Origin of the sequence: Streptomyces sp. NBC_00076 (assembly GCF_045041235.1) — a bacterium.
Lineage (GTDB): Bacteria > Actinomycetota > Actinomycetes > Streptomycetales > Streptomycetaceae > Streptomyces.
Window position 1 is genome coordinate 652,508 of record NZ_CP108242.1, and the last position, 20,372, is coordinate 672,879.

The window sequence follows — 20,372 nt, forward strand, 5'->3', positions numbered from 1 at the left end:
GCTGCTGGAGTCAGCTGGAAGATGGACTCTCACAGTGCGGAAGGAAATTGAAGCCGCCACTACCCTCCTGATCAGGGCGTACCGAAGCGGCCGAGGACGGAGTAATCCGGGTGACCGGAATCTCCGCCACGATGGTGGACCGGGTGGCCGCCACGTGCGGCCGACTACCGGGACTGTTCGAAGAGCCAGTCGATGACCACGTCGTTCTCGTATGTCTGGGCCCAGGCGAGGTGTGGGTTCACCGGTGTCGTGCCGGGCGTATAGCTCGTGAACAGTACGTGGCTGCGCGTGGCCCGGGCCTGCCGTAGGAGCGCCCGGGACCGGGCCTCGAACTGTGCCTTCGGCAGATCGTTCGCCCACTCCCCACGGCTGACCTGTGCACCGGCGGTATCCAGCGCGTTCATCAGAGTCCAGGTACCGGGATTGCCGAACCGGCCCTCCCGGTAGGGGACGACCGGGTCGTCGATGGAGTGGTCGGCCCAGATCGGAATGTGCGTGATGCTGTCCATGGTGGCCGCGTCACCCCAGCCGGCTGTGGGCAGGGCAGCCGCGAACACGTCGGGGCGCTTCGCCAGCAGACTGTAGATACCGCGCCCACCTGAGGACAGGCCGACGAGATAGAGCCGGTCCCGGTCCACGTCTCGGGAGTGCTCGCTCACGAACGTGTCGATGAGTTCGATCAGCGCGGCCTGGACCTTGGCGTCGGTCCAGTCCGTGCCGTCGGGTCCGTCCATGGGACGTGGCAGGGGGATCTGCGGAGAGAGGACGAACGCGGGGTTGCGGCGCTGTCGTTCCGGTTCGGCGAACGTGACCGCGATCCGGTTGGAGGTGAGCTGGGTCATGTTGTTGTCCGCGACTTCGCCACCGCCGTGCAGGGTGACGACGAGCGGGTACCGCGTGTGCGTCTGAGGGTGCCGTACGAACCCCTCAGGCCGGTACAGACGGAAGTCCAGTTCAAAACCTGCGGAGTCGGTGAAGGAACCGGCGACGAAGTCGTCGACCACGGGACTGATGACGTCGTCGTTCCGGCTCGCGAACGGACCAGCCGTGAGGACCGGTTCACCTCCTGGGGTCCGCACGTCCGCCAACTGTCTGACGGAGTATGCGCGGTCGAGCGGAAGGGGATCGGTGCCGGCGGCACGCGCGTTGGAGTCGTTCGGGTCGAGTTCGATGATCAGGCGGTCTCCGGGCCGTCCGGGGTGGGATCGGTCGTCCGCTTCGGCGGCGTTGTTGGAGTAGATCCGGGTCACGGTGCGAGCCGCTGTTTGCCCGCCCACGGTGGCCTTCACCTCGAAGGAGGAGAGCGGGACCGCCCCGCCGCGTAGGTCGATGCGCTGCGAGTACTGGATGGCGACGGCTGTCACCAGCCAGTTGTTCCTCGGCGTCACCCGCGTGACGAGGTCCGTTCGCAGGACCGGATTGACTCCGGAGGCCGCTTGTCGTCCTTCAGGCGCGGCTGTCGTGGTGTCGGCGGCCGCGGCGGTTGCCGTACTCACGGCCGGCGCCGTGACCGCACCTGCCGTGATGGTGAGCACCGTACGTCTGGTGATCCATCCCATGGGTCCTCGTCTCAGTCGGTGGGGGCATCCGGGCCAGGTGCCTCTGCGTGGATCGGGTCGACCGATTCCTCGGTGTGGATTCGGTCGCCCGGTTCCGGGATCCCGGAAGGGAGCGGCACGTTGGGGCAGCGCGCAGAGACGGTTGCGATTTCGGCAGCTGAGCACGTACGAGGCCACCGGCACCCAGGTGACACCGAAGCCCATCGCGGGCAGCACGGGGTTGCAGCAGTAGGTTCGACGATCGTGGCGAAGCCCGGCACTGCCGACATGGGGCGCTCGCTTTCTCGGGGCGGCCCTCGGCGACGGTGCGGCGGAAGGCCGAGGTGTTACGCGAGAGTTTCCGAGCACCACTGGATCGGTGTCCAGCATCGAACCGAGATCTGTCCATGCGATGTGCGCATCAATGCGAGAGGGTACTCATCGTGTTCGTCGACCACGGGAGCCACCGCCCCTGCGCCAACTGGCGGCCTACACGGCCTCGTCCGGACCCACCGATGCCCGGCTCCATCAGATTGGCGGCCGGCACACAGCCGCCGCCAACGGGTACCGATCACGCGGCGGTGTTCCCGCAGCCGTTGTGCGAGAAGGCGCAGGGCAGAGCTGGACACGTCGACGCCCGACGGGTAGACAAGCAAACGAAGCCTCCGCTGGAGATGGTTCTCCTTGGTCGCAAACCCATCTGCCAGGGCCTTCGTCACGTTGTCAGCCCAACTGCCAAGCCGTCTGTACAGGTTGGAAAGGCTCACTGACTCCCGAAAGGCCCGAAACGCTATGCGCTTTACCTCTGAGACGTCGTCGGACGGCGTCTTCGAACAGCTCTTTCTCCTCGGCGACATCCCTGGCGTGCTATGGGCTCCACGAGGTACCGACGGGACCCGCCCCCTGATTGTATTGGGGCACGGCGGCGGTCAGAACAAGAAGGCCCCTAGCATCGTGGACCGTGCGCGCCGTTTCGTGGCCGAGTGCGGTTTCGCCGTGGTGGCGGTCGATGCGCCTAGCCACGGTGACCGGCCGGAACATGAGGAGTTCACCCGGATTGCGACCGAGTACGAGGCTCGGCTTGCCGCCGGTGAGGAACTTGCCCCGCTGATCGCCAGCTTCCAGGCGCTCGTTGTCCGCCAGATTGTGCCGGAATGGCAGACAGTCCTCGACGCTGTCCAGAAGCTCAGTCATGTTGGCATTGGCCCAGTTGGCTACTGGGGTGTGTCGCTGGGCTGCGTGGTCGGCGTCCCGCTTATTGCCGCCGAGTCCCGGGTCCGGGCGGCGGTGCTGGGCCTGGCCGGTGCTGAGGTGTCAGCCGAGACCGCCGCGGGGATTACCGTCCCGGTGGAGTTCCTCGTGCAGTGGGACGATGAGCGAGTGCCGCGGACCCAGAGCCTGGCACTGTTCGACGCCTTCGCCTCAACCGAGAAGACGCTGCACGCCAACCCCGGCAAGCACGGTGAGGTCCCGGCATTCGAGATAGACAGCACGCTACGTTTCTTCGCCCGGCATCTTGGCTGATACCCCCGCCTGGACTCCGTGACGCGCCGATCGGGATCGTTCCCGATGGGAGCGGAGGTCCCGCCCGCCGCCCACCCATCAACCCGCCTTCCCTACTGGCTCGTTGGCACTCACGCGTTAGCCATGTCGTTCGCCTCGGCACGGTGGCGACCCTTCGCTAGTGTCCTGCGCCGGAGATCCGTTGGCAGAAGCGGGCGAGGGAATCGAGGATCTCTTCGGCGGTCTTGGTCCAGATGAAGGGCTTGGGGTCCTCGTTCCAGTCTTTGACCCATGCGCGGATGTCGGCCTCGAGGGTCTGCACGTTTTTGTGTGCGCCGCGGCGGATCTTCTGGTCTGCCAGGAAGCCGAACCACCGCTCGACCTGGTTGATCCAGGAGGAGCCGGTGGGGGTGAAGTGCATGTGGAAGCGTGGGTGCCTGGCCAGCCATGTCCTGATCGCGGGCGTCTTGTGGGTGCCGTAGTTGTCGCAGATCAGGTGGACCGCCAGGTGCGCGGGTACTTCCTTGTCGATCCGGATCAGGAACTTCTTGAACTCCGCTGCCCGGTGCCGGCGGTGCAGAGCACTGATGACCTCGCCGGTGGCGACGTCGAACGCGGCGAACAAGGTAGTCAGCCCGTTGCGGACGTAGTCGTGGGTGCGCCGCTCAGGCATTCCCGGCATTATCGGCAGCACCGGCTGGGACCGGTCCAGGGCCTGGATCTGCGACTTCTCGTCCACCGACAGCACCACCGCTCCCTCGGGCGGGTTGAAGTACAGGCCGACAACGTCGTAGACCTTCTCCACGAACAGCGGGTCCGTCGACAGCTTGAAGGTGTCTGCCAGATGCGGCTTGAGCTGGAACTTCCGCCAGATCCGGCCGACGGTCGATTTCGACAGGCCGCTGCGCTCCGCCATCGACTTTCGCGACCAGTGGGTGGCGCCCTTCGGAATCTCTTCCAGCGTGGTGACCACGACCGCTTCCACCTGATCGACGCTGATGGTGGGCGGCCGGCCCGGCCGCGGCTCGTCGACCAGGCCGTCGAGCCGCTCCGCCAGGAACCGGCGCCGCCACTTGCGGACGGTGTCAGCGGCAACCCGCAACTCGCGGGCGACCGCGACGATCGGCGGCGCCTCCACACCCGCGCACGCCAGCACGATCCGCGCTCGCAGGGCCAGCGCCTGGGCCGACGACGCCCGCCGCGTCCACCGCTCCAACACCGCCCGCTCGTCATCAGACAGCAGCAACGGTTCCAGTTTCGGGCCCCGACGAGGAACTGACGCACCAGCAGCAGAAGTCACACAACTACTAACGATCAACTACTGGCGCAGGACACTAGTGCCGTCTTGGCAGTCAGTCCGCGGGACTGCCACGCGTTGTCGCGGAGCTTGAACAGTGCCCAGTAGCGGGTTGGGCACAGGAGCACGATGTTCATGAAGACGGCCGTCGGGGTTCCGACGAGCCACGAGCGCCACCGCTGGCGCGTGGTCATGTCGGGCCGCATGAGGACGTACAGACCTGACTGCCCGAACCGGACCACGAGGTACACCCCTAGGTAGACCAGGGCTACGCCGGGGTTGTGGTACCGGCCGCCCAGGGTCATCAGCGTCATCACGAGAGTCCAGGCCAGCATCACGGGAGTGATGACGAGCTGGAGGAGGCCGAAGGTCGGCGATATGAGCTGCTTGGGGGAAAGCCGGGCGTAGACGAACGGCAGCATCCACCACCACGACCGGGCCCAGCGCAGGCGCTGACGGTAGGTCTTCTTCAGCGTGGTCGGCATGTCTGTGATCACTCCGGCCTCGTTGACGGCCACGACCTCCCCGCGCATGAGGGCCCGCAGCGCCAGCCAGCGATCGTCGCCCGTGCCACATTCCACCTCGTAGGCATCCAAGTGGTCGTAGAGCAGCTCGGCCCGGTAGAGAGCCAGAGCGCCCGAGGTGGTCTCCAGCGCTCCGAGCATGGAGCGCGAGGAGCGCATCATCACGCACGAGGTGCCGATGTCGATGTCGGCGGCCCGGGAGACCCAGGTCTCCTCGAAGTTGCGGATGTAGATCATGCCGGTGGTGGCCTGGATCTTCGGATTGCTCATGGCCCGCAGCTGCTGCTCCAGAGCATCCGGGAAGGGCTCACCGTCCGAGTCGATGGTGAGGACGAAATCGAAGCGCTTGCCCTGCGACTGGAGGTGTCGGAGGACCGTGACCTGCGCTCCGCGCTTGCCTTTGTTCTCCTGCCGGTGCCAGCGGACCCGAGGGTGCTCGAAGGGCTGAACGGGGTGCTGCGTGGAGCCGTCGTCGATCACATGGATCTCGTCGACCGGGTGCGTCTGAGCCAACAGTGACCACACCGTACGGTGCAGGTTTTCCGTGGGCTCCTCGAAGGCGGGAATGATGGCTACCGTCCGGCCCGGAGCCAGGGGCAGATGCGTGAAGGACCTACCCTTCAGGAACGACACCAGGCAGAGCACGATCACCAACATGCCGAGCCACCAGTAGGACGTCAGGATCGGGCTGTTCGACTGCAGGTGCACCACCACGGTGGCAGCGGCCAGAGCCGCCACCACCACGCCGGTCACCACGGTGAAGCGGATCCGTGATGAAGTGCTCAAGCGGTCACCCGCTGACCGCGGGTGGCCAGGCGGAAGACCGCCACGCCGCTGATCACGAAAAGCATGGCTCCCAGGACGATCCACCCCAGAGCGGTGCCGCCTGTAGCGGCCAGTGCCGCTCCGCCGGTTGCTGTACCGATCGCGGTACCTACTCCATTTTGTCCGTACATGTTTTCCTCTCTCTCGGGTCTCCAAAGACACCCGGCGTTGCCGCGGGCCGGTAAGGCACCGCGTATGTACAGCACGCAGGACGCCTCGTCGGCGAACCTCCGTCACGTTGCATGCGCCCGTGGACGTCAGCCGCCTCACGGGCTCCTCTTTCGGCCAGGGGCGTTACGCGCCGCCCCCTCCGATTTCCCGGCAAAGGCGGTAGCTGCCTGCCGGGAAGCCGTACGGCCTGCCGCCTCGCACACGGCGGCACGGTTGCCGCGTCGTCTGCGTTCTAGAGCCGCTCGACGTGCGGAGCCGCCGGCATGACGCCGCGGGTGTCGAGGACGTAGGCGGCCTCAACGGCGACCTGGGCGAGATCGAACTCGGCGTGCGGGGTGAGCAGGACGACCCCATCGAATCCAGCGACGCTCGCGTCCTTCTCCGCAGCGGCGAAGGGAATCTCTCGTGATCCGTCGTCAGCCAGATAAGGGTCCACAACAGTGACCTCCGCGCCCATGTCCCGCAGCCGTTCGACGACCTGCACCGCCGGTGACTGGCGGGCGTCCGCAGTGCCCGGCTTGTAGGCGGCGCCCAGGGCGAGGATGCGAGCGCCGTGGACGCTTCGGCGGAAGCGGCGGCTGAGCGCGTCCTGCAGACGGCGCACCACGTAGTCGGGCTGACTGTCGTTGATGTCCTGAGCCAGCTCGATGAGGCGGAAGGTCTGCCCGTGCTGCGTCTTGACGTGATGGCTGAGGTAGACAGGGTCGATGGGCAGGCAGTGCCCGCCGACGCCCGGTCCGGGCAGGAACTTGGTGAATCCGAAGGGCTTGGTCGCGGCCAGCTCCAGGGTGTGCCACACGTCCACACTCAGCGTGTGCGCCATCCGCGAAAGCTCGTTGACCAGCGCGATGTTGACGTGGCGGTAGGTGTTCTCGAACACCTTGGCCAGCTCGGCCTCCTCCAGCCCCGAGGCCGGCACGGTGGCGTCGGTGACCGTGTCGTAGAAGGCCTTCACCTGGCTCAGGCAGGCCTCGGTGAGCCCGGCGACGATCTTGGGCGTGTTCTCCAGCCGCCAGGCGACGTTGCCGGGATCGATGCGCTCGGGACTGAACCCGACGTGGAAGTCCCGTCCCGCTGTCAGCCCCGACCCCTGCTCCAGCAGCGGTATGAGCACGTCGCGAGTGGTGCCGGGGTGCGTGGTGGACTCCAGTACCACGGTCGCGCCGGGCTCCAGCCGCACGGCCAGTTCACGGGCGGCGTCGCGCACACAACTCAGGTCCGGCGTGCGGTCGGTGAGCGGTGTGGGCACGGTGATGACGGCGACGTCGAAGCCCTTGAGGTCCTCGGGGTCGTCCGTGGGCGTGTACGCCCCCGAGCCGAGCAGGTCCTGCAGGCGCGTGGATTCGATGTCCTCGATGTAGGAGGATCCCGCGGCCAGTTGCGCGCAGCGCTGCCTGTTGGGTTCGTATCCGGTCACGGTGTGACCGGCCTCGGCGGCCCGTAAAGCCAGGGGCAGGCCGACATACCCCTGCCCGAGAACACAGATGTGCATGGTGGTTTTCCTCACCTTCAGCCGGCCCGCTGGCATGGCGGTCCGGGGAACGGCGCCCCTGAATGCGGCCCCCTGGTCCTGAAGCAGGCGGCCGCGGCGTCGGATACTGCGTGGTGCCGTGCTGGGCTACACGGCGTTTGCTGCAACCCCCCGTTGGGTTGCGGTGACGCCCAGTTGAGTCATCGCCGGTGCTACGACCGGTCCAGGCCCCCTGCCTGAACGTGCGTCAGACACGCACTGCGATCTTCACAAATCCCCCTCATTTGTGGAACTCCAGGGTTCAACAAGTCGCCGAGAAGCGGAAGCCCCTTTACCCATTCGAAACATATGAATGGATGCGTCGCCCACGTCTACCGTCAGCGGCGACGCCAAACACTGAATGGAACAGGGGTTTTGTGGCGTCTCGGTTCCAGTCGGCCGACGCGGACGACCTCGTTCGCGGCCTGCCGGTCGGGGCAGTCCCTCGACCTGGATGGCTGTGCCGAGATGTGGAAAGTCTTCACAACTCCCCCTCACTGCACATGATAAAGGATTCAACAACGGATCAGGAAACGGAAGGCCTGTTGCCGATTCGCGACATGCGGAGTGGTTGCGTTCCGAAAGAATGCGCGCCCCTGACATGCGCCCCTTGTACCCCCCCCCCCCGGTCGGGCCACGTCCCGGACTCGTGAGGCGAGGCGGCCGGAAGGGAGGGGTGCTCTTCCACGGCTCGGGACCACGCCGTCTGGCACATCGGCGAGACGTCGGCGAGACGTCGGCCGGCAACCAGCGGGGAACTCCGGGGCCAGCATGAAGGCCCACTGCCCCAGTCGAAGGGCAGCGGGCCTCTGGATTACGAGTCGTGTCGGGATCCCGCTACCAGGTGAACGAATCCGGGTGCGGGTACGACAGGTTGGCCGTCAGCAAGTCAGCGAGTCGTCAGGTCTTCCGTCGAACCCGTCACGAGGTGTGGACCTCCAGGGCGGCGCGGACCGCCGACTCCAGGGCGCCCTCGATCCAGGCCGGCTTGAGGGAGGTGTGGTCACCCGCGAAGTGCATCGGGCCCTCGGGCACGGGAATGGAGGGCAGCAACTCGGTGTGCTGGCCGGGCAGCAGTACGGACGCCTCTCCGTAGGCGTAGGGGTCGCGCAGCCAACTCTGGGTGCGTCCGGCGCCGGTGTAGAAGACCTCGACGCGCTGGCCGTAGACCTGCTGCAGTCCGCACAGGGCGTGCGGGTAGCGGGCCTCGTCGTCCAGGGAGTCCCAGCGCAGTGCGTCGTCCGCCCAGCTGTAGGAGGCCAGCACCACTCCGCCCGAGCTGCCGGGCACCGGGTGGGAGGGGTGGTACATGAACCGGTTGGCGCTGTCCGACACCGAGCCGCCGCCCACGACGTGGGCGGCCTCGGGCTGGTCGCGGGAGACGGCACGGTTGGCGGCGTAGTGGGTGCGCTGGCCAGGGGTGATGTGGCCCGCCGGCACGGAGGGGTGGGCGCCGAGCAGGCTGCCGTCGGCGGGGGCGCGGCCGGTGCGATAGTCGTCGTACAGCTTCGGGTCGATCCGGCCCAGCTCGCGCTTCCAGTCGGCCTCCGTGAACTCCCACCAGCGGCGGCTGAACTCCAGCAGCACCTTCGTGGCGCAGTCATAGTGCAGTTCCGTGACCGCGCGGCGCTTGCGGTACGACATCAGGGGGCTGATCTGTACGTGCCGCAGACCCGAGAAGGGGACGGTGACCACGGCGGCGTCCGCCGTGAACTGCTCGCGCACCACCGGACCGTCGCGCCCTTCGGAGACCGTGTCCACCCACACCTGAGGGCCCTTGCGGCCGACGTGCCGGGTGTCGGAGGAGGGGCGGTCGGGATCGTGGTACTCGACGCGGGTGACCCGGCGGTCGAACCGGACCGTGTCGCGCACCTTCGCCAGTAGCGCGTCCGGCAGCACCGCCGTGCCGCCCTCCAGCTCCCAGAAAGCGGTGTCGGGGCTGATCAGGGAGGAGCCGATGAAGCTGTGGATGAACGACAGGGGCAGGCGTGACGTGAGGTTCTCCAGGGTGCCGATCAGGTCGACCGTGCGCTCGTCCAACCCCGCGTGCTCGGTCAGGAAGCGGAACATCGACCAGTCGCCGAACCGTTGGATGACCCTGGCCCAGCCCTGCACCCGTTCCGGCAGCGGCTTGTCGACCCTTTTACCGGCGGCGTCCACGGTGCTGAACTCGTCGCGCACCGGGTCCAGCACCGACCGGAGGATGGCGGAGGCAGGAGTGTCCCAGCGGGCGCGCGGCACGCCGAAGGACCGGTTGATGCGGCGGGGCGTACGGGCGTAGTCCTCGCGCCGCATCCGGATGCCGTTCACGTAGATCCAGGTGCGGTTGGCGGGCCGGCCGTCCCCGTCGACGTCGACGTAGTGGAAACGCCGCTTCTTCAGGTCCAGTTGGTCGATCAGCCCCATCACCAGCGGGTGACTGGAGGGCAGGCGCATGGCACCCGCCTCGGCGTACTGGCGGGGGTCCGCGAAGGGCTGTGCCGCCCGTTCGTGACCACCGCGGCGGAACGTCTTGATGCGTCCGCCCGCCCGGTTGCCGTTCGCCTCGAGAACGGTCACGTGGTGGCCCGCCCGCTTCAGCAGCAGCGCCGCCACCAGACCGGCCGGGCCGGCCCCGATGACGAGGACCTTCTTGGGGGTGGCCTTCCGCTGAGCGGGTAGTCCGTCCTGGAGTACGCGTTCGTAGCGTGGGACGAGGGGACGGTCGTGGTCGTCCACGACCAGCAGCGCCCTGGCCACAGCCAGGCATCTGTCGAAGTCCGCGCCCCGGGTGGGCGCCGGTGCGGCCGGGACGGCCTGGACGGGCGTCGCCGCGGCGGGCGCGGCGGCCAGAGCCGTGGCCGCCGCAGCCGTTCCCGCCGCCGTGGTGAAGCTGCGCCTGGACAGGCCTGAACCTGCCGTGACGGCCTCGTGATCTTCAGTCATGACGCACTTCTACCGGTCGGCCGCTCCGACCCGCCCGCCCGCGTCGCGGCGTTGCCCCGAACGAGCGATGCCCTCGTCAAACCACTGACGGTCCGCCGGACGTCGGGCGGAGCGGCCCCTTCGGCGATGTCCCCGAAGGGATGAACGACGGACAGAGATCCGCGTGTCACCACCGTCTCGTCGGCACACTTCCAGGGCGCCGCGTGGCCGTGCGCGGTGTAGGGGGAAGCGGGCGGGGGCGAAACGGAGCGGCATGGCTGCCGCCGCCGGAACCCCGGCGGAACAGGGGGCAGACATGGAACGAAGGGCTTCGCTCAAAGGCAGGGCGCGCTACTGGTTCGACACCACGTTGGCGCGCGGCACCTCCGCGCTCGTCGGCTGGCTGGCGCTGGGCTGCCTCGCCGTCGTCTTCCCGGCGAGTGCCGTGCTGGTGTGGACGGACCCCCATGCGCCGACGTCCCGCTCGGGGAGGCTGGCAGCGATCTGGCGTCTCACCGGTGAGACGCTGCGGCTCGGCGGGGCAACAGGCCCGCTCCTGCGCGTGCTGTTGTCGGTACTGCTCGCTCTGGTCGCCCTGGTGTACGTGTCCACCCTCGTCGGTCTGATCACCACCGGTCTCACTGAGCGGCTCACCGCGCTGCGGCGGGGCCGCTCCACCGTCATCGAGCAGGGGCACTCGGTGGTGCTTGGCTGGTCCGAGCAGGTGTTCACGGTGGTGGGCGAACTGGTGGCCGCCAACGCCAACCAGCGGTATGGCGCGGTGGCCGTACTGGCGGACCGGAACAAGACCATCATGGAGGAGGCCCTCAGCAGCAAGGTGGGGGCCACCGGCCGTACCCGGCTGATCTGCCGCAGCGGTCCCCCCACCGACCCCGCCCTGCTCGCCCTGGCCAACCCCGGCGCGGCCAGCGCTGTACTGGTACTTCCCCACGACGATCCGTCAGCAGACCCGGAAGTGGTCAAGACCCTGCTGGCGCTGCGGTCCGTACTCGGCGAGGAGGAAGGTCCGCCCGTCGTCGCCGTCGTCAGAGACGACCAGTACCTGCTGGCGGCCTCCCTCGCCGCGGGATCGCGGGGCATCGTCCTGGAGAGCGACGCGATCACCGCCCGGCTGATCGTCCAGTCCGCCCGCCGTCCCGGACTCTCCCTGGTGTACCGCGACCTCCTGGACTTCGCCGGAGACGAGTTCTACATCACCTGCGATCCGGCCCTGACCAGCCGCTCCTTCGGCGACACGCTGCTGGCGTACGCCACTTCCAGCGTGGTCGGCCTGCTGCGCGACGGCAAGCCCCTGCTGAACCCGCCACCGCGGACCCTGATCGGCCCCGACGACCGGCTGATCGTCATCACGCGCGACGACGACACCGCGCGCCTCAGCGACTGCTCCGAGCTGGTCGACCATTCGGTGATGACGCCCCGGCAGTCGGCGAACGCCCGGCCCGAACGGATCCTGATCCTCGGCTGGAACCGGCGGGCCTCGCTCATGGTCGACCAGTTGGGCCGGTCTGCCGTGCACGGCTCGGTCATCGCCGTGGCGGCGGACCGGGAGGAGGTGACGGCCGAGCAGTTACGGGAGGCCGGTGCGGACTTCGCGCCCCGGCTGACCATCACGTTCCGGCCCGGAGACGTCACCCGGCCCGAGACGCTCCGGTGCCTGGGGATCGACTCGTACGACAGCGTCGTCGTGCTCGGCCCGGACACCGTGCCGGGACAGCAGCCCCACGAGGCGGACAACCGGACCCTCGTCACGCTCCTCGTCCTGCACCAGCTGCAACAGGAGACCGGGCGGGAGCTGCCGGTGGTCACCGAGATGATCGACGACCGCAACCGGGCGCTCGCGCCCATCAGCCCCGGAGCCGACGTGATCATCAGCGGAAAGCTCATCGGCCTGCTGATGGCCCAGATCTCCCAGAACCGGCACCTGGCCGCCGTGTTCGAGGAACTGTTCTCCCTCACCGGCAGTCAGGTCCATCTGCGACCGGCGGCGTCGTACGTCCTGCCCGGCTGTGAGACTTCCTTCGCCACGGTCGTCGCAGCGGCGCGGCAACGGGGCGAATGCGCCATCGGGTACCGCCGCCACGACCGGGCCACGGCGGTTCCCGACCACGGAGTGCGGATCAACCCGGACAAGAGCGAGCGTCGGCGCTGGACCGAGCGCGACGAGGTGGTCGTGATCGCGCAGGACTGACGCAGGGTGGCTCGGCTCCTACGCCGGAACGTGCCGGGGGTGCCTCGGGGGGCGTACGAGAAGTGCCATCAGGGCGGCGACCAGACACACCGCGCTCAGCGTGGTCCACACCACGTCATAGGTGCCGAACAGGTCGCGTGCGGTGGCTCCGAGGAACGCCGAGGCGCCCGCGCCCAGTTGGTGTGCGGAGTTCGTCCAGCCGAAGACGATGGGGCCGTCCTCGCCGTAGACACGACCGCACAGGGCGATGACGGGCGGGACTGTGGCGACGTCGACCAGCCCGTAGACGACCACGAAGACGACCAGGGGGAAGGTGACGGTGGACGAGAGCACCATCGGCAGGACCAGCAGGGTGAGCGCGCGGACTGCGAAGTACGTCGTCAGCAGGCGGCGGGGATCGAAACGGTCCGTGAGCCAGCCCGAGAGGACCGCGCCCAGGGCTGAGAAGATCCCGATGAGGGAGAGCATCGACGCCGCAGCCGTGGCGTGCATGCCGTGGTCGTGTGCGGCGGGGGCCCAGTTGCTCCACATGACGCCGTTGGTGGAGGCGCCGCAGATGACGAACATGCCGGCCAGGAGCCAGAAGGGGCCGGTGCGTACGGCATCGAAGAGCACGGTCAGCGTGCGCCGTGCCGCCCCGGGGGCCGGTGCCGGTTTGGGCACGAACTCTGGTGCTCCGTAGGGCTTCACGCCCACGTCGGCCGGGTGGTCACGGAGCAGAAGGAGCACCAACGCGGTGACCGCCAGGGCCACGAACGCGAGTGTCACCACCGGCGGCCGCCAGCCGTAGTGATCGACAGCCCAGGCGAGGAGCGGCAGGAAGAGCAGCTGGCCCAAGTGGCTGGATGAGCTGAGTGCGCCGGTGACCAGCCCCCGGCGCTTGTCGAACCAGCTGCTGGTGATGCTCGCGGCGAAGGTCATGGTCAGGCAACCGCTGCCGAGACCGATCAGCACGCCCCAGTACGCGGCCAACTGCCAAGGCCGGGTCATGACACTGGTGAGCAGGGCGCCCACGGCAACGAGCACAAGCGCGCCCACGACCACCCGGCGAATGCCGATCCGGTCCATCAGGGCCGCCGCGAAGGGCGCCGTGAGACCGAAGAGCACCATGTTCACCGAGGCCGCGAGGGCGATGTGTCCACGGTCCCAGGCGTAGCTGTCGTGCAGTGGAGTCACCAGCAGACCGGGGACGGTGGTGAAGGCACCGGCCGTGACGATGGCCGCGCCCGCGGCGACGGCGATCGCCCACGCCCGGTGAAAACGTGGTCCTGGAGCACGCGGTGCGGTGTTCGGTGAGGTGTGTGTCAACTGGGCCATGGTGCAAGCCTGCTGGGAGAACCCTCCGCATCACGAGAGGCCAGACGGCCCACATGCGCAAGAATATGGCCATGCCTGTTTTCTGCCACCCCGGGCGGCATCGCATCGCCCTCTTCGCCCGCCAGGTCCTGCTCCCCATCGAGCTGGGCATCGTCCACCAGCTGTTCGGGCAGGCCAGATCGGGCGCGTCGGTGGACGGGGAGCCTCTGTACGAAGTCGCCACCTGCGCCTTGCGGGCCGGAGACATACGGACGGACGGCGACTTCACCGTGCGTGTCCCGCACGGCCAGGAAGCCCTGGCGGAGGCGGACACGGTGATCGTCCTGTCGTCCTACGAGGACTACGTCCAGGAGACACCGGACCTCACTGCTCCGCTGGCCGAAGCATTCGCCGGTATCCGGCCCGGCACCCGGATGGCGTCCATCTGCACCGGCGCGTTCGTGCTCGCGTCCGCCGGACTCCTCGACGGTCGTCCCGCAACCACCCACTGGCGCTACACCGACTTGTTCTCCAGACTGTTCCCGCAGGTCGAACTGGACCCGGATGTGCTCTATACCGATGCGGGGAACGTGCTGACCTCCGCGGGCTGCGCCTCCGGAATCGATCTGTGCCTGCACATGATCCGGAGCGACCACGGCACGGCCGTCGCCGGCGATGTCGCCCGCCGCGCGGTCGTGCCGCCGCACCGTGAGGGGGGCCAGGTCCAGTACATCCGCCACCCCGTACCTGCTCACGCGGCACCCGCTACCTCGGCCGCCCGGGAATGGGCGCTCCGGCATCTCCACGAGCCCATCACGCTCGGGCAGTTGGCGGCCAGGGACGCGATGAGCGTGCGGAACTTCAATCGACGTTTCCGCGATGAGGTCGGCACGACGCCGATGAGCTGGTTGGCCCGGCAACGCGTCGAACTCGCACGGGAGTTGTTGGAGGAAACGGACCTACCCGTCGACCAGGTCGCCGCACGCACCGGCCTGGGCACGGCGGCAAACCTACGGCAGCACTTCCACGCGACCCTGGGCACATCGCCGAGCGCCTACCGCATCACGTTCCGCGGGCCGGGCGGCTCGGCGAGCGACGTATGAATGTTGAGCGTCACTGGGTGAGTCCCGGGCTGGGCGTGAATGTGGGTGCCGACGTCACTCGCGACCCTCCCGACGGTGGCCCTACCCCGCGCGGCCGACTGCGACCGCCCGCCCTCTGTGCCGTCGTTCTCCCACCTGCCGTCGCCGTCGCACCGGCGGCGGCGCAGCGTGGCGTGGCGTCCACGGCCAACGCATGTGGTTGGCACAGCCGTTGGTGCAACCGATGTCGCGCCCAGGCTTCCGTCAGCGGTCCAGTGCGGGCAGGTGGGCCAGACCGGTGTCGAGCATGATGCGGTCGACGGTCTCGTGCAGGGCGCTGTCGGCGCCGATGACGGTCTCGATACCGTCCGGCAGCAGATCGCGTGACCGGTACCAGTCGCGCAGTTGCGTCTCGTTGACATCATCGGCGATCGGCTTGGTGGCGTGCCGGGCGAGGGTTTCGGTGAACGGCACGTCCAGGTAGTAGCCGTGGGTGGGGCCGCAGTGGTCGGCGCGCAGCTGGGCGAGCATGTCGCCGTAGCGGTCGGCGGACAGGATGCCTTCGACGACGACGTGATAGCCGGCGTCAAGGGCGTAGCGGGCCGTCAGGTCGATGAGGCCGATGTTCGCCGCTCCGGGCCGGTCCCGTTCGCGGAGCACGATGCGGCGGAGGTTGTCCTGGCCGACCAGGGCCAGACCGCGGCCGAACTTCTCGCGGAGTCCGACCGCGACGGACGACTTGCCCGAGGCGCTGTTGCCGCGCAACACGACCAGCCGGGTTTCTTCGGTGCCCACCATCACGACGGTCACGCTACCGACGGCCGGTGACACCGCCCCGCACGTTCCGAGGAAAAGCGGGCAGATACGTGCCGCCGACTCCAGACGCGCGAGCTGCGTGACGTCGACCGCGAGAAGGACTGTCAGTGCGACTCGCGGCTCACCTCGGAACCGCTGGAGCCGACCAGGAAGTCGAGATCGGCGCCGGTGTCGGCTTGGAGGACGTGGTCGACGTAGAGACGTTCCCAGCCGCGGCGAGGGGTGGCGAAACCGGTGACGGTGGCCTCGTCGGGGGTTCTGCGGGCGAATTCGTCGGCCGGTACATCGGCCTCTATACGGCGGGCCTCGACGTCGAGGGTGATGAAGTCCCCGGTGCGCACGAGGGCGAGGGGCCCGCCTGCCGCGGCTTCCGGGGCCACGTGCAGGACGACGGTGCCGTAGGCGGTGCCGCTCATCCGGCCGTCGCAGACCCGGACCATGTCACGGATGCCCTGCTCCAGCAGCTTCTTGGGCAGGGGCATGTTCGACACCTCGGGCATGCCCGGGTAGCCCTTGGGGCCGCAGCCCCGCAGGACGAGGACGGAGTCGGCGTCCACGTCGAGCTCGGGGTCGTCGATGCGGGCGTGGAAGTCCTCTATGGAGTCGAACACGACCGCCCGTCCGCGGTGGCGCAGCAGGTGCTGGGAGGCGGCGGCCGGCTTGATGAGGGCGCCGTCGGGAGCGAGGTTGCCTCGCAGGACGGCGATGCCCCCTTCGGCGACCAGCGGCTCGGCGCGGGTGCGGATGACCTCGCTGTCCCAGATCGGGGCGTCGTCGAGGCCGTCCACCAGCGGTTTTCCGGTGACGGTCAGCGCGTCCGGGTCCAGCAGGTCGCGTATCTCGCGCAGCACGGCGAGCAGTCCACCGGCGCGGTGGAAGTCCTCCATGAGGAAGCGGCCCGCCGGCTGGAGGTCCACCAGGACCGGAACCCGGGAGCCGATGCGGTCGAAGTCGTCGAGGGACAGGTCGATGCCGAGCCGGCCCGCGATCGCCAGGAGGTGGACGACCGCGTTGGTCGAGCCGCCGATGGCGGCCAGCGCCACGATCGCGTTGTGGAAGGACGCCTTGGTCAGGAACGTCGCGGGGCGCCGGTCCGCGCTCACCATGTCCACCGCCAGCCGGCCGGTGTGGTGCGCGGCCTCCAGCAGACGGCTGTCGGGGGCGGGCGTACCGGCCACCCCGGGGACGACGGTGCCGAGCGCCTCCGCCACCAGTGCCATGGTCGAGGCGGTGCCCATGGTGTTGCAGTGCCCGCGGCTGCGGATCATCGACGACTCCGACCTGGTGAACTGCTCCTGGGAGAGCGTGCCCGCCCGCACCTCCTCCGACAGCTGCCACACACCGGTGCCACAGCCCAACAGGCCGCCGCGGAAAGTGCCGTTGAGCATCGGGCCGCCGGGGACCACGACTGCGGGGAGGTCCACCGAGGCGGCGGCCATGAGCAGGGAGGGGATCGTCTTGTCGCAGCCGCCGAGCAGGACGACGCCGTCGATGGGGTTGGCCCGCAGCATCTCCTCGGTGGCCATGGCGGCCATGTTGCGCCACAGCATCGCGGTGGGTCGTACCTGTGTCTCGCCCAGCGACACGACCGGCAGGTCCAGCGGGATCCCGCCCGCCTCGTACACGCCGTTGCGAACCGAGGCCGCCACCTCGTTCAAGTGCGCGTTGCAGGGGGTCAGGTCCGAGGCCGTGTTGGCGATGGCTATCTGCGGTCGGCCGGTGAAGGCGTCCCCCGGCACACCCCTGCGCATCCAGGCTCGGTGAATGTAGGCGTTGCGGTCCTGACCCGCGTACCACTGGTCGCTACGGAGCCCCACCTGGAACCTCTTCCAGCAGTCGGTACGGCGGTCTAGAGTCTGGAACGTCATGAAGCATACGCAGACGGACCACGGACCGACAGCCCCCGACGCGGACGGCCCGGCAGGAGCCGACGGCGCCCGGCTCGTGGGCTCGGACCGGGTGCTCGCGGTCCTCAAGGAACTCGCGCGACATCCCGGCGGCGTCGGCCTGGAGGAACTGACCCGGGCGATCGCCAGCCCCAAGCCGACCGTGCACCGGGCGCTCGGCGCCCTGCGCCGGGCCGGGCTGGCCGACCAGGACGCCCGTGGCCGCTATGTGCTCGGAGACGAGTTCCTGCGCATGGCCTTCGCGCACCACGAGGCCCGCCCCGAGCACGTCCGCGTCCGCCCCGTACTCGACGCACTGGCGCACCGGTTCGGCGAGACGGCCCACTACGCGGTCCTCGACGACCGCGAGGTCGTCTACCGCGCCAAGGTCGACCCGCCCAGCGGCGCCGTCCGGCTCACCTCGACGATCGGCGGACGCAACCCCGCCCACACCACGGCAGTGGGGAAGCTGCTGCTCACACGGCAGTTGGACTCCTTGGACGAGGTCGAGAAGTGGGTCGGTGACTCCCCGCTCGAGCGCCGGACACCCCGAACGCGGTGCACTGCCGTCGACCTCCATCGGGAACTGACAGCCACCCGTGAACGCGACTACGGCGTGGACGACCAGGAGAACGAGAACGGGGTCAACTGCCTTGCCCTGCCCGTCTATCTGACCTCACCGACCACTCCCTCCGGAGCCGTGAGCATCAGCGCGCTCGCCTACCGCACCCCCCTGGCGTCCCTCATCGACGCGCTCGATGAGATCCGCGTCCTCCTCGGCCCTCTCGGTGAACCGCACAGCTGACGATCCGCCCAGACCCATGACCCGACGCCCCAACCCTGGAGAGAGACCCGTGTACCTCATGCGCATCGGCTCCCCCGGCGCCGAGAAGCCCGTCGCCCGCATCGACGACGACACCTACGTCGACCTCTCCGACGTCGTCACGGACTTCGACGAGGCGTTCTTCGGCTCCGGCGGCATCGACCGCGTCCGTCCTCTCGTGGCCGAGCGGGCCGAGGCCGGCCTGACGTCGCGCTTCGCCGGAGAGCGCGTCGGCGCCCCGATCGCGCGCCCGCACCAGATCCTGTGCATCGGGCTCAACTACCGTGACCACGCGGCCGAGAGTGGCATGCCCGTCCCCGACGAGCCGATCCTGTTCACCAAGTCGCCCAACACCGTGGTCGGCCCGCACGACGACGTGCGCATACCGCGCGGCTCCACCAAGACCGACTGGGAGGTCGAGCTCGGCATCGTCATCGGCCGCCGCACCAGCTACCTCGACTCGGTCGAGGAGGCCCGCGACGCCATCGCAGGCTATGTGGTCGTCAACGACGTCAGCGAGCGCGCCTTCCAGTTGGAGCGCGGCGGCCAGTGGGCCAAGGGCAAGTCCGCCGAGACCTTCAACCCCGCCGGTCCTTGGCTGGCCACCACCGACGAGATCGACGACGTTCTCGCCCTGGACATGTGGCTGGACGTCAACGGGGTCCGCCGGCAGACCGGCAGCACCAAGACGATGGTCTTCGATCCGTACGTCATCGTGCACTACCTGAGCCAGTTCCTGGTCCTGGAGCCGGGCGACCTCATCAACACCGGCACCCCGCCCGGTGTCGGCATGGGCCTCACCCCGCCCGTCTACCTCCAGCCCGGAGACGTGATGGAACTGGGCATCAGGCAGCTCGGCACGCAGCGTCAGCACGTCCTGGCTCCCCGGTGAGCGGTGGCCGCATACGCGCCTTCGTGCTGACCGCCCCCGGCGCGTACGAGGTCCAGGAGATCCCGGCACCGGTGGCCCGACGCGGCGAGGTCGTCGTGGACGTCGAACGGGTCGGCGTGTGCGGCACCGACATGGAGTTCTTCACCGGTGAGATGGCCTACCTCCACCAAGGCCACTCCTCCTACCCGATGCGGCCGGGCCACGAGTGGGCCGGCCGTGTCGCCGCCGTCGGCGAGGGTGTCGACCGCGGCTGGCTGGGCCTGCGCGTCATGGGCGACACCATGCTCGGCTGCGGTACCTGCCGCCGCTGCCTGCGCGGCCACCAGCATGTGTGCGAGAAGCGGAGCGAGGTCGGCATCCGCGGAGCGCAGCCCGGCGCCCTGGCCGAGCAACTGGCCGTGCCCGCCTCCTCGTTGCACGCCCTGCCCGATTCCGTCGACGCCGTACTCGGGGCGCTCGTGGAACCGGGCGGCAACGCCCTGCGCGCCGCGCGGGCCGCCGCCCCGCGGGCCGGGGACCGAGCGCTGGTCCTGGGCCCGGGGACCATCGGCGTGCTGGTCGCGATGTTCCTGCGCGCGGCCGGGGCCGAGGTGCACCTGATGGGCACCACCGAAGGCTCCCTCGCCTTCGCCCGCGGTCTGGGCTTCGATCACGTGTGGGCGCAGGACTCCGTCCCGGACCTGCCCTTCGACGCAGTGGTGGACGCCACGAACGCCGCCCAACTCCCCGCGACGGCACTGGAACTCGTCGAACCGGGCGGCCGCCTCGTCTGCATCGGGCTGGCCGGCGTACCCAGCCGCATCGACACCCGCACCCTCGTCCTCAAGGACGTGACCGCCGTAGGTGTGCTGTCCGCCTCCCCCGGCCTCGACGCCACCATCCGCGCGTACGCCGACGGATCGGTCGACCCCCGGCCGCTCGTCGCGGCCACCGTGGGCCTCGACGAGGTAGGCGCCGTCCTCGCCGGGGAACGCCCTGCGGACGCGGGGCCCGGTCCCAAGATCCACGTCGATCCCCGATCTAGTGCGGCGAGCACGGCTTCATGAGAACCGGGAGCGGTTCAGCACGCCGCCGGAACCGGCCGGGCCCTCCTCGG

Annotated in this window: 14 protein-coding genes and 1 pseudogene; 6 read left to right on the top strand and 9 right to left on the bottom strand. The window is 69.0% G+C overall.

Annotated elements, in window-relative coordinates:
• Window positions 1-164: 164 nt before the first annotated feature.
• Together OHA64_RS03225 and OHA64_RS03230 are read right to left on the bottom strand one after the other, a co-directional pair.
• Complete coding sequence (locus OHA64_RS03225; protein ID WP_405607459.1) at window positions 165-1,559, bottom strand: prolyl oligopeptidase family serine peptidase; 1,395 nt, start codon at window positions 1,557-1,559, stop codon at window positions 165-167.
• A 509-nt stretch (window positions 1,560-2,068) separates the two neighbouring features.
• Window positions 2,069-2,194: pseudogene (locus OHA64_RS03230) on the bottom strand (IS5/IS1182 family transposase); the annotation flags it as partial.
• Window positions 2,195-2,330: 136 nt separating this feature from the next.
• On the opposite strand from OHA64_RS03230, the gene OHA64_RS03235 reads away from it, so the two are divergent.
• Entirely contained in the window at window positions 2,331-3,062 is a 732-nt protein-coding gene (locus OHA64_RS03235; RefSeq protein ID WP_405607462.1) for a dienelactone hydrolase family protein, read from the top strand.
• Between the two features lie 157 nt (window positions 3,063-3,219).
• On the opposite strand, the gene OHA64_RS03240 is transcribed toward OHA64_RS03235, so the two are convergent.
• From OHA64_RS03240 to OHA64_RS03255, 4 genes are all read right to left on the bottom strand, one after another.
• Entirely contained in the window at window positions 3,220-4,341 is a 1,122-nt protein-coding gene (locus OHA64_RS03240) for an IS630 family transposase (RefSeq protein WP_405607465.1), read from the bottom strand.
• A gap of 14 nt (window positions 4,342-4,355) precedes the next feature.
• Complete coding sequence (locus OHA64_RS03245; protein WP_405607468.1) at window positions 4,356-5,648, bottom strand: glycosyltransferase; 1,293 nt, start codon at window positions 5,646-5,648, stop codon at window positions 4,356-4,358.
• A gap of 442 nt (window positions 5,649-6,090) precedes the next feature.
• Entirely contained in the window at window positions 6,091-7,350 is a 1,260-nt protein-coding gene (locus OHA64_RS03250) for a nucleotide sugar dehydrogenase (RefSeq protein ID WP_405607471.1), read from the bottom strand.
• A gap of 939 nt (window positions 7,351-8,289) precedes the next feature.
• The gene (locus OHA64_RS03255; protein WP_405607474.1) at window positions 8,290-10,293 is read right to left on the bottom strand and encodes an FAD-dependent oxidoreductase; all 2,004 of its coding nucleotides are present in this window, start codon (window positions 10,291-10,293) and stop codon (window positions 8,290-8,292) included.
• A gap of 295 nt (window positions 10,294-10,588) precedes the next feature.
• On the opposite strand from OHA64_RS03255, the gene OHA64_RS03260 reads away from it, so the two are divergent.
• A complete protein-coding gene (locus tag OHA64_RS03260) occupies window positions 10,589-12,481 on the top strand; it encodes a CASTOR/POLLUX-related putative ion channel (protein ID WP_405607477.1) in 1,893 nt (630 codons plus the stop codon).
• 18 nt (window positions 12,482-12,499) lie between these two features.
• On the opposite strand, the gene OHA64_RS03265 is transcribed toward OHA64_RS03260, so the two are convergent.
• A complete protein-coding gene (locus OHA64_RS03265) occupies window positions 12,500-13,798 on the bottom strand; it encodes an MFS transporter (RefSeq protein ID WP_405607480.1) in 1,299 nt (432 codons plus the stop codon).
• A 65-nt stretch (window positions 13,799-13,863) separates the two neighbouring features.
• Here OHA64_RS03265 and OHA64_RS03270 point away from each other — a divergent pair, with 65 nt between their 5' ends.
• Window positions 13,864-14,880: a GlxA family transcriptional regulator gene (locus OHA64_RS03270; protein ID WP_405623841.1), complete on the top strand. Its 1,017-nt coding sequence runs from the start codon at window positions 13,864-13,866 to the stop codon at window positions 14,878-14,880.
• 243 nt (window positions 14,881-15,123) lie between these two features.
• Here the strand turns inward: OHA64_RS03270 and OHA64_RS03275 are convergent, their stop codons facing one another.
• Complete coding sequence (locus OHA64_RS03275) at window positions 15,124-15,657, bottom strand: AAA family ATPase (RefSeq protein WP_405623842.1); 534 nt, start codon at window positions 15,655-15,657, stop codon at window positions 15,124-15,126.
• A gap of 122 nt (window positions 15,658-15,779) precedes the next feature.
• On the bottom strand, window positions 15,780-17,543 hold the full coding sequence (locus tag OHA64_RS03280) for an IlvD/Edd family dehydratase (RefSeq protein WP_405607483.1): 1,764 nt from the start codon (window positions 17,541-17,543) through the stop codon (window positions 15,780-15,782).
• On the opposite strand from OHA64_RS03280, the gene OHA64_RS03285 reads away from it, so the two are divergent.
• Genes OHA64_RS03285 through OHA64_RS03295 form a run of 3 tightly spaced genes read left to right on the top strand, consistent with a single transcriptional unit; the run spans window position 17,542 to window position 20,322 of the window.
• Window positions 17,542-18,366 (top strand): IclR family transcriptional regulator, encoded by an 825-nt coding sequence (locus tag OHA64_RS03285; RefSeq protein WP_405607486.1) that lies wholly within the window; start codon window positions 17,542-17,544, stop codon window positions 18,364-18,366. The genes OHA64_RS03280 and OHA64_RS03285 overlap by 2 nt on opposite strands.
• A 49-nt stretch (window positions 18,367-18,415) precedes the next feature.
• Window positions 18,416-19,276, top strand: a complete 861-nt coding sequence (locus OHA64_RS03290; RefSeq protein ID WP_405607489.1) for a fumarylacetoacetate hydrolase family protein — start codon at window positions 18,416-18,418, stop codon at window positions 19,274-19,276.
• 11 nt (window positions 19,277-19,287) lie between these two features.
• Complete coding sequence (locus OHA64_RS03295) at window positions 19,288-20,322, top strand: zinc-binding dehydrogenase (RefSeq protein WP_405623843.1); 1,035 nt, start codon at window positions 19,288-19,290, stop codon at window positions 20,320-20,322.
• The last annotated feature ends 50 nt before the right edge of the window (window positions 20,323-20,372 follow it).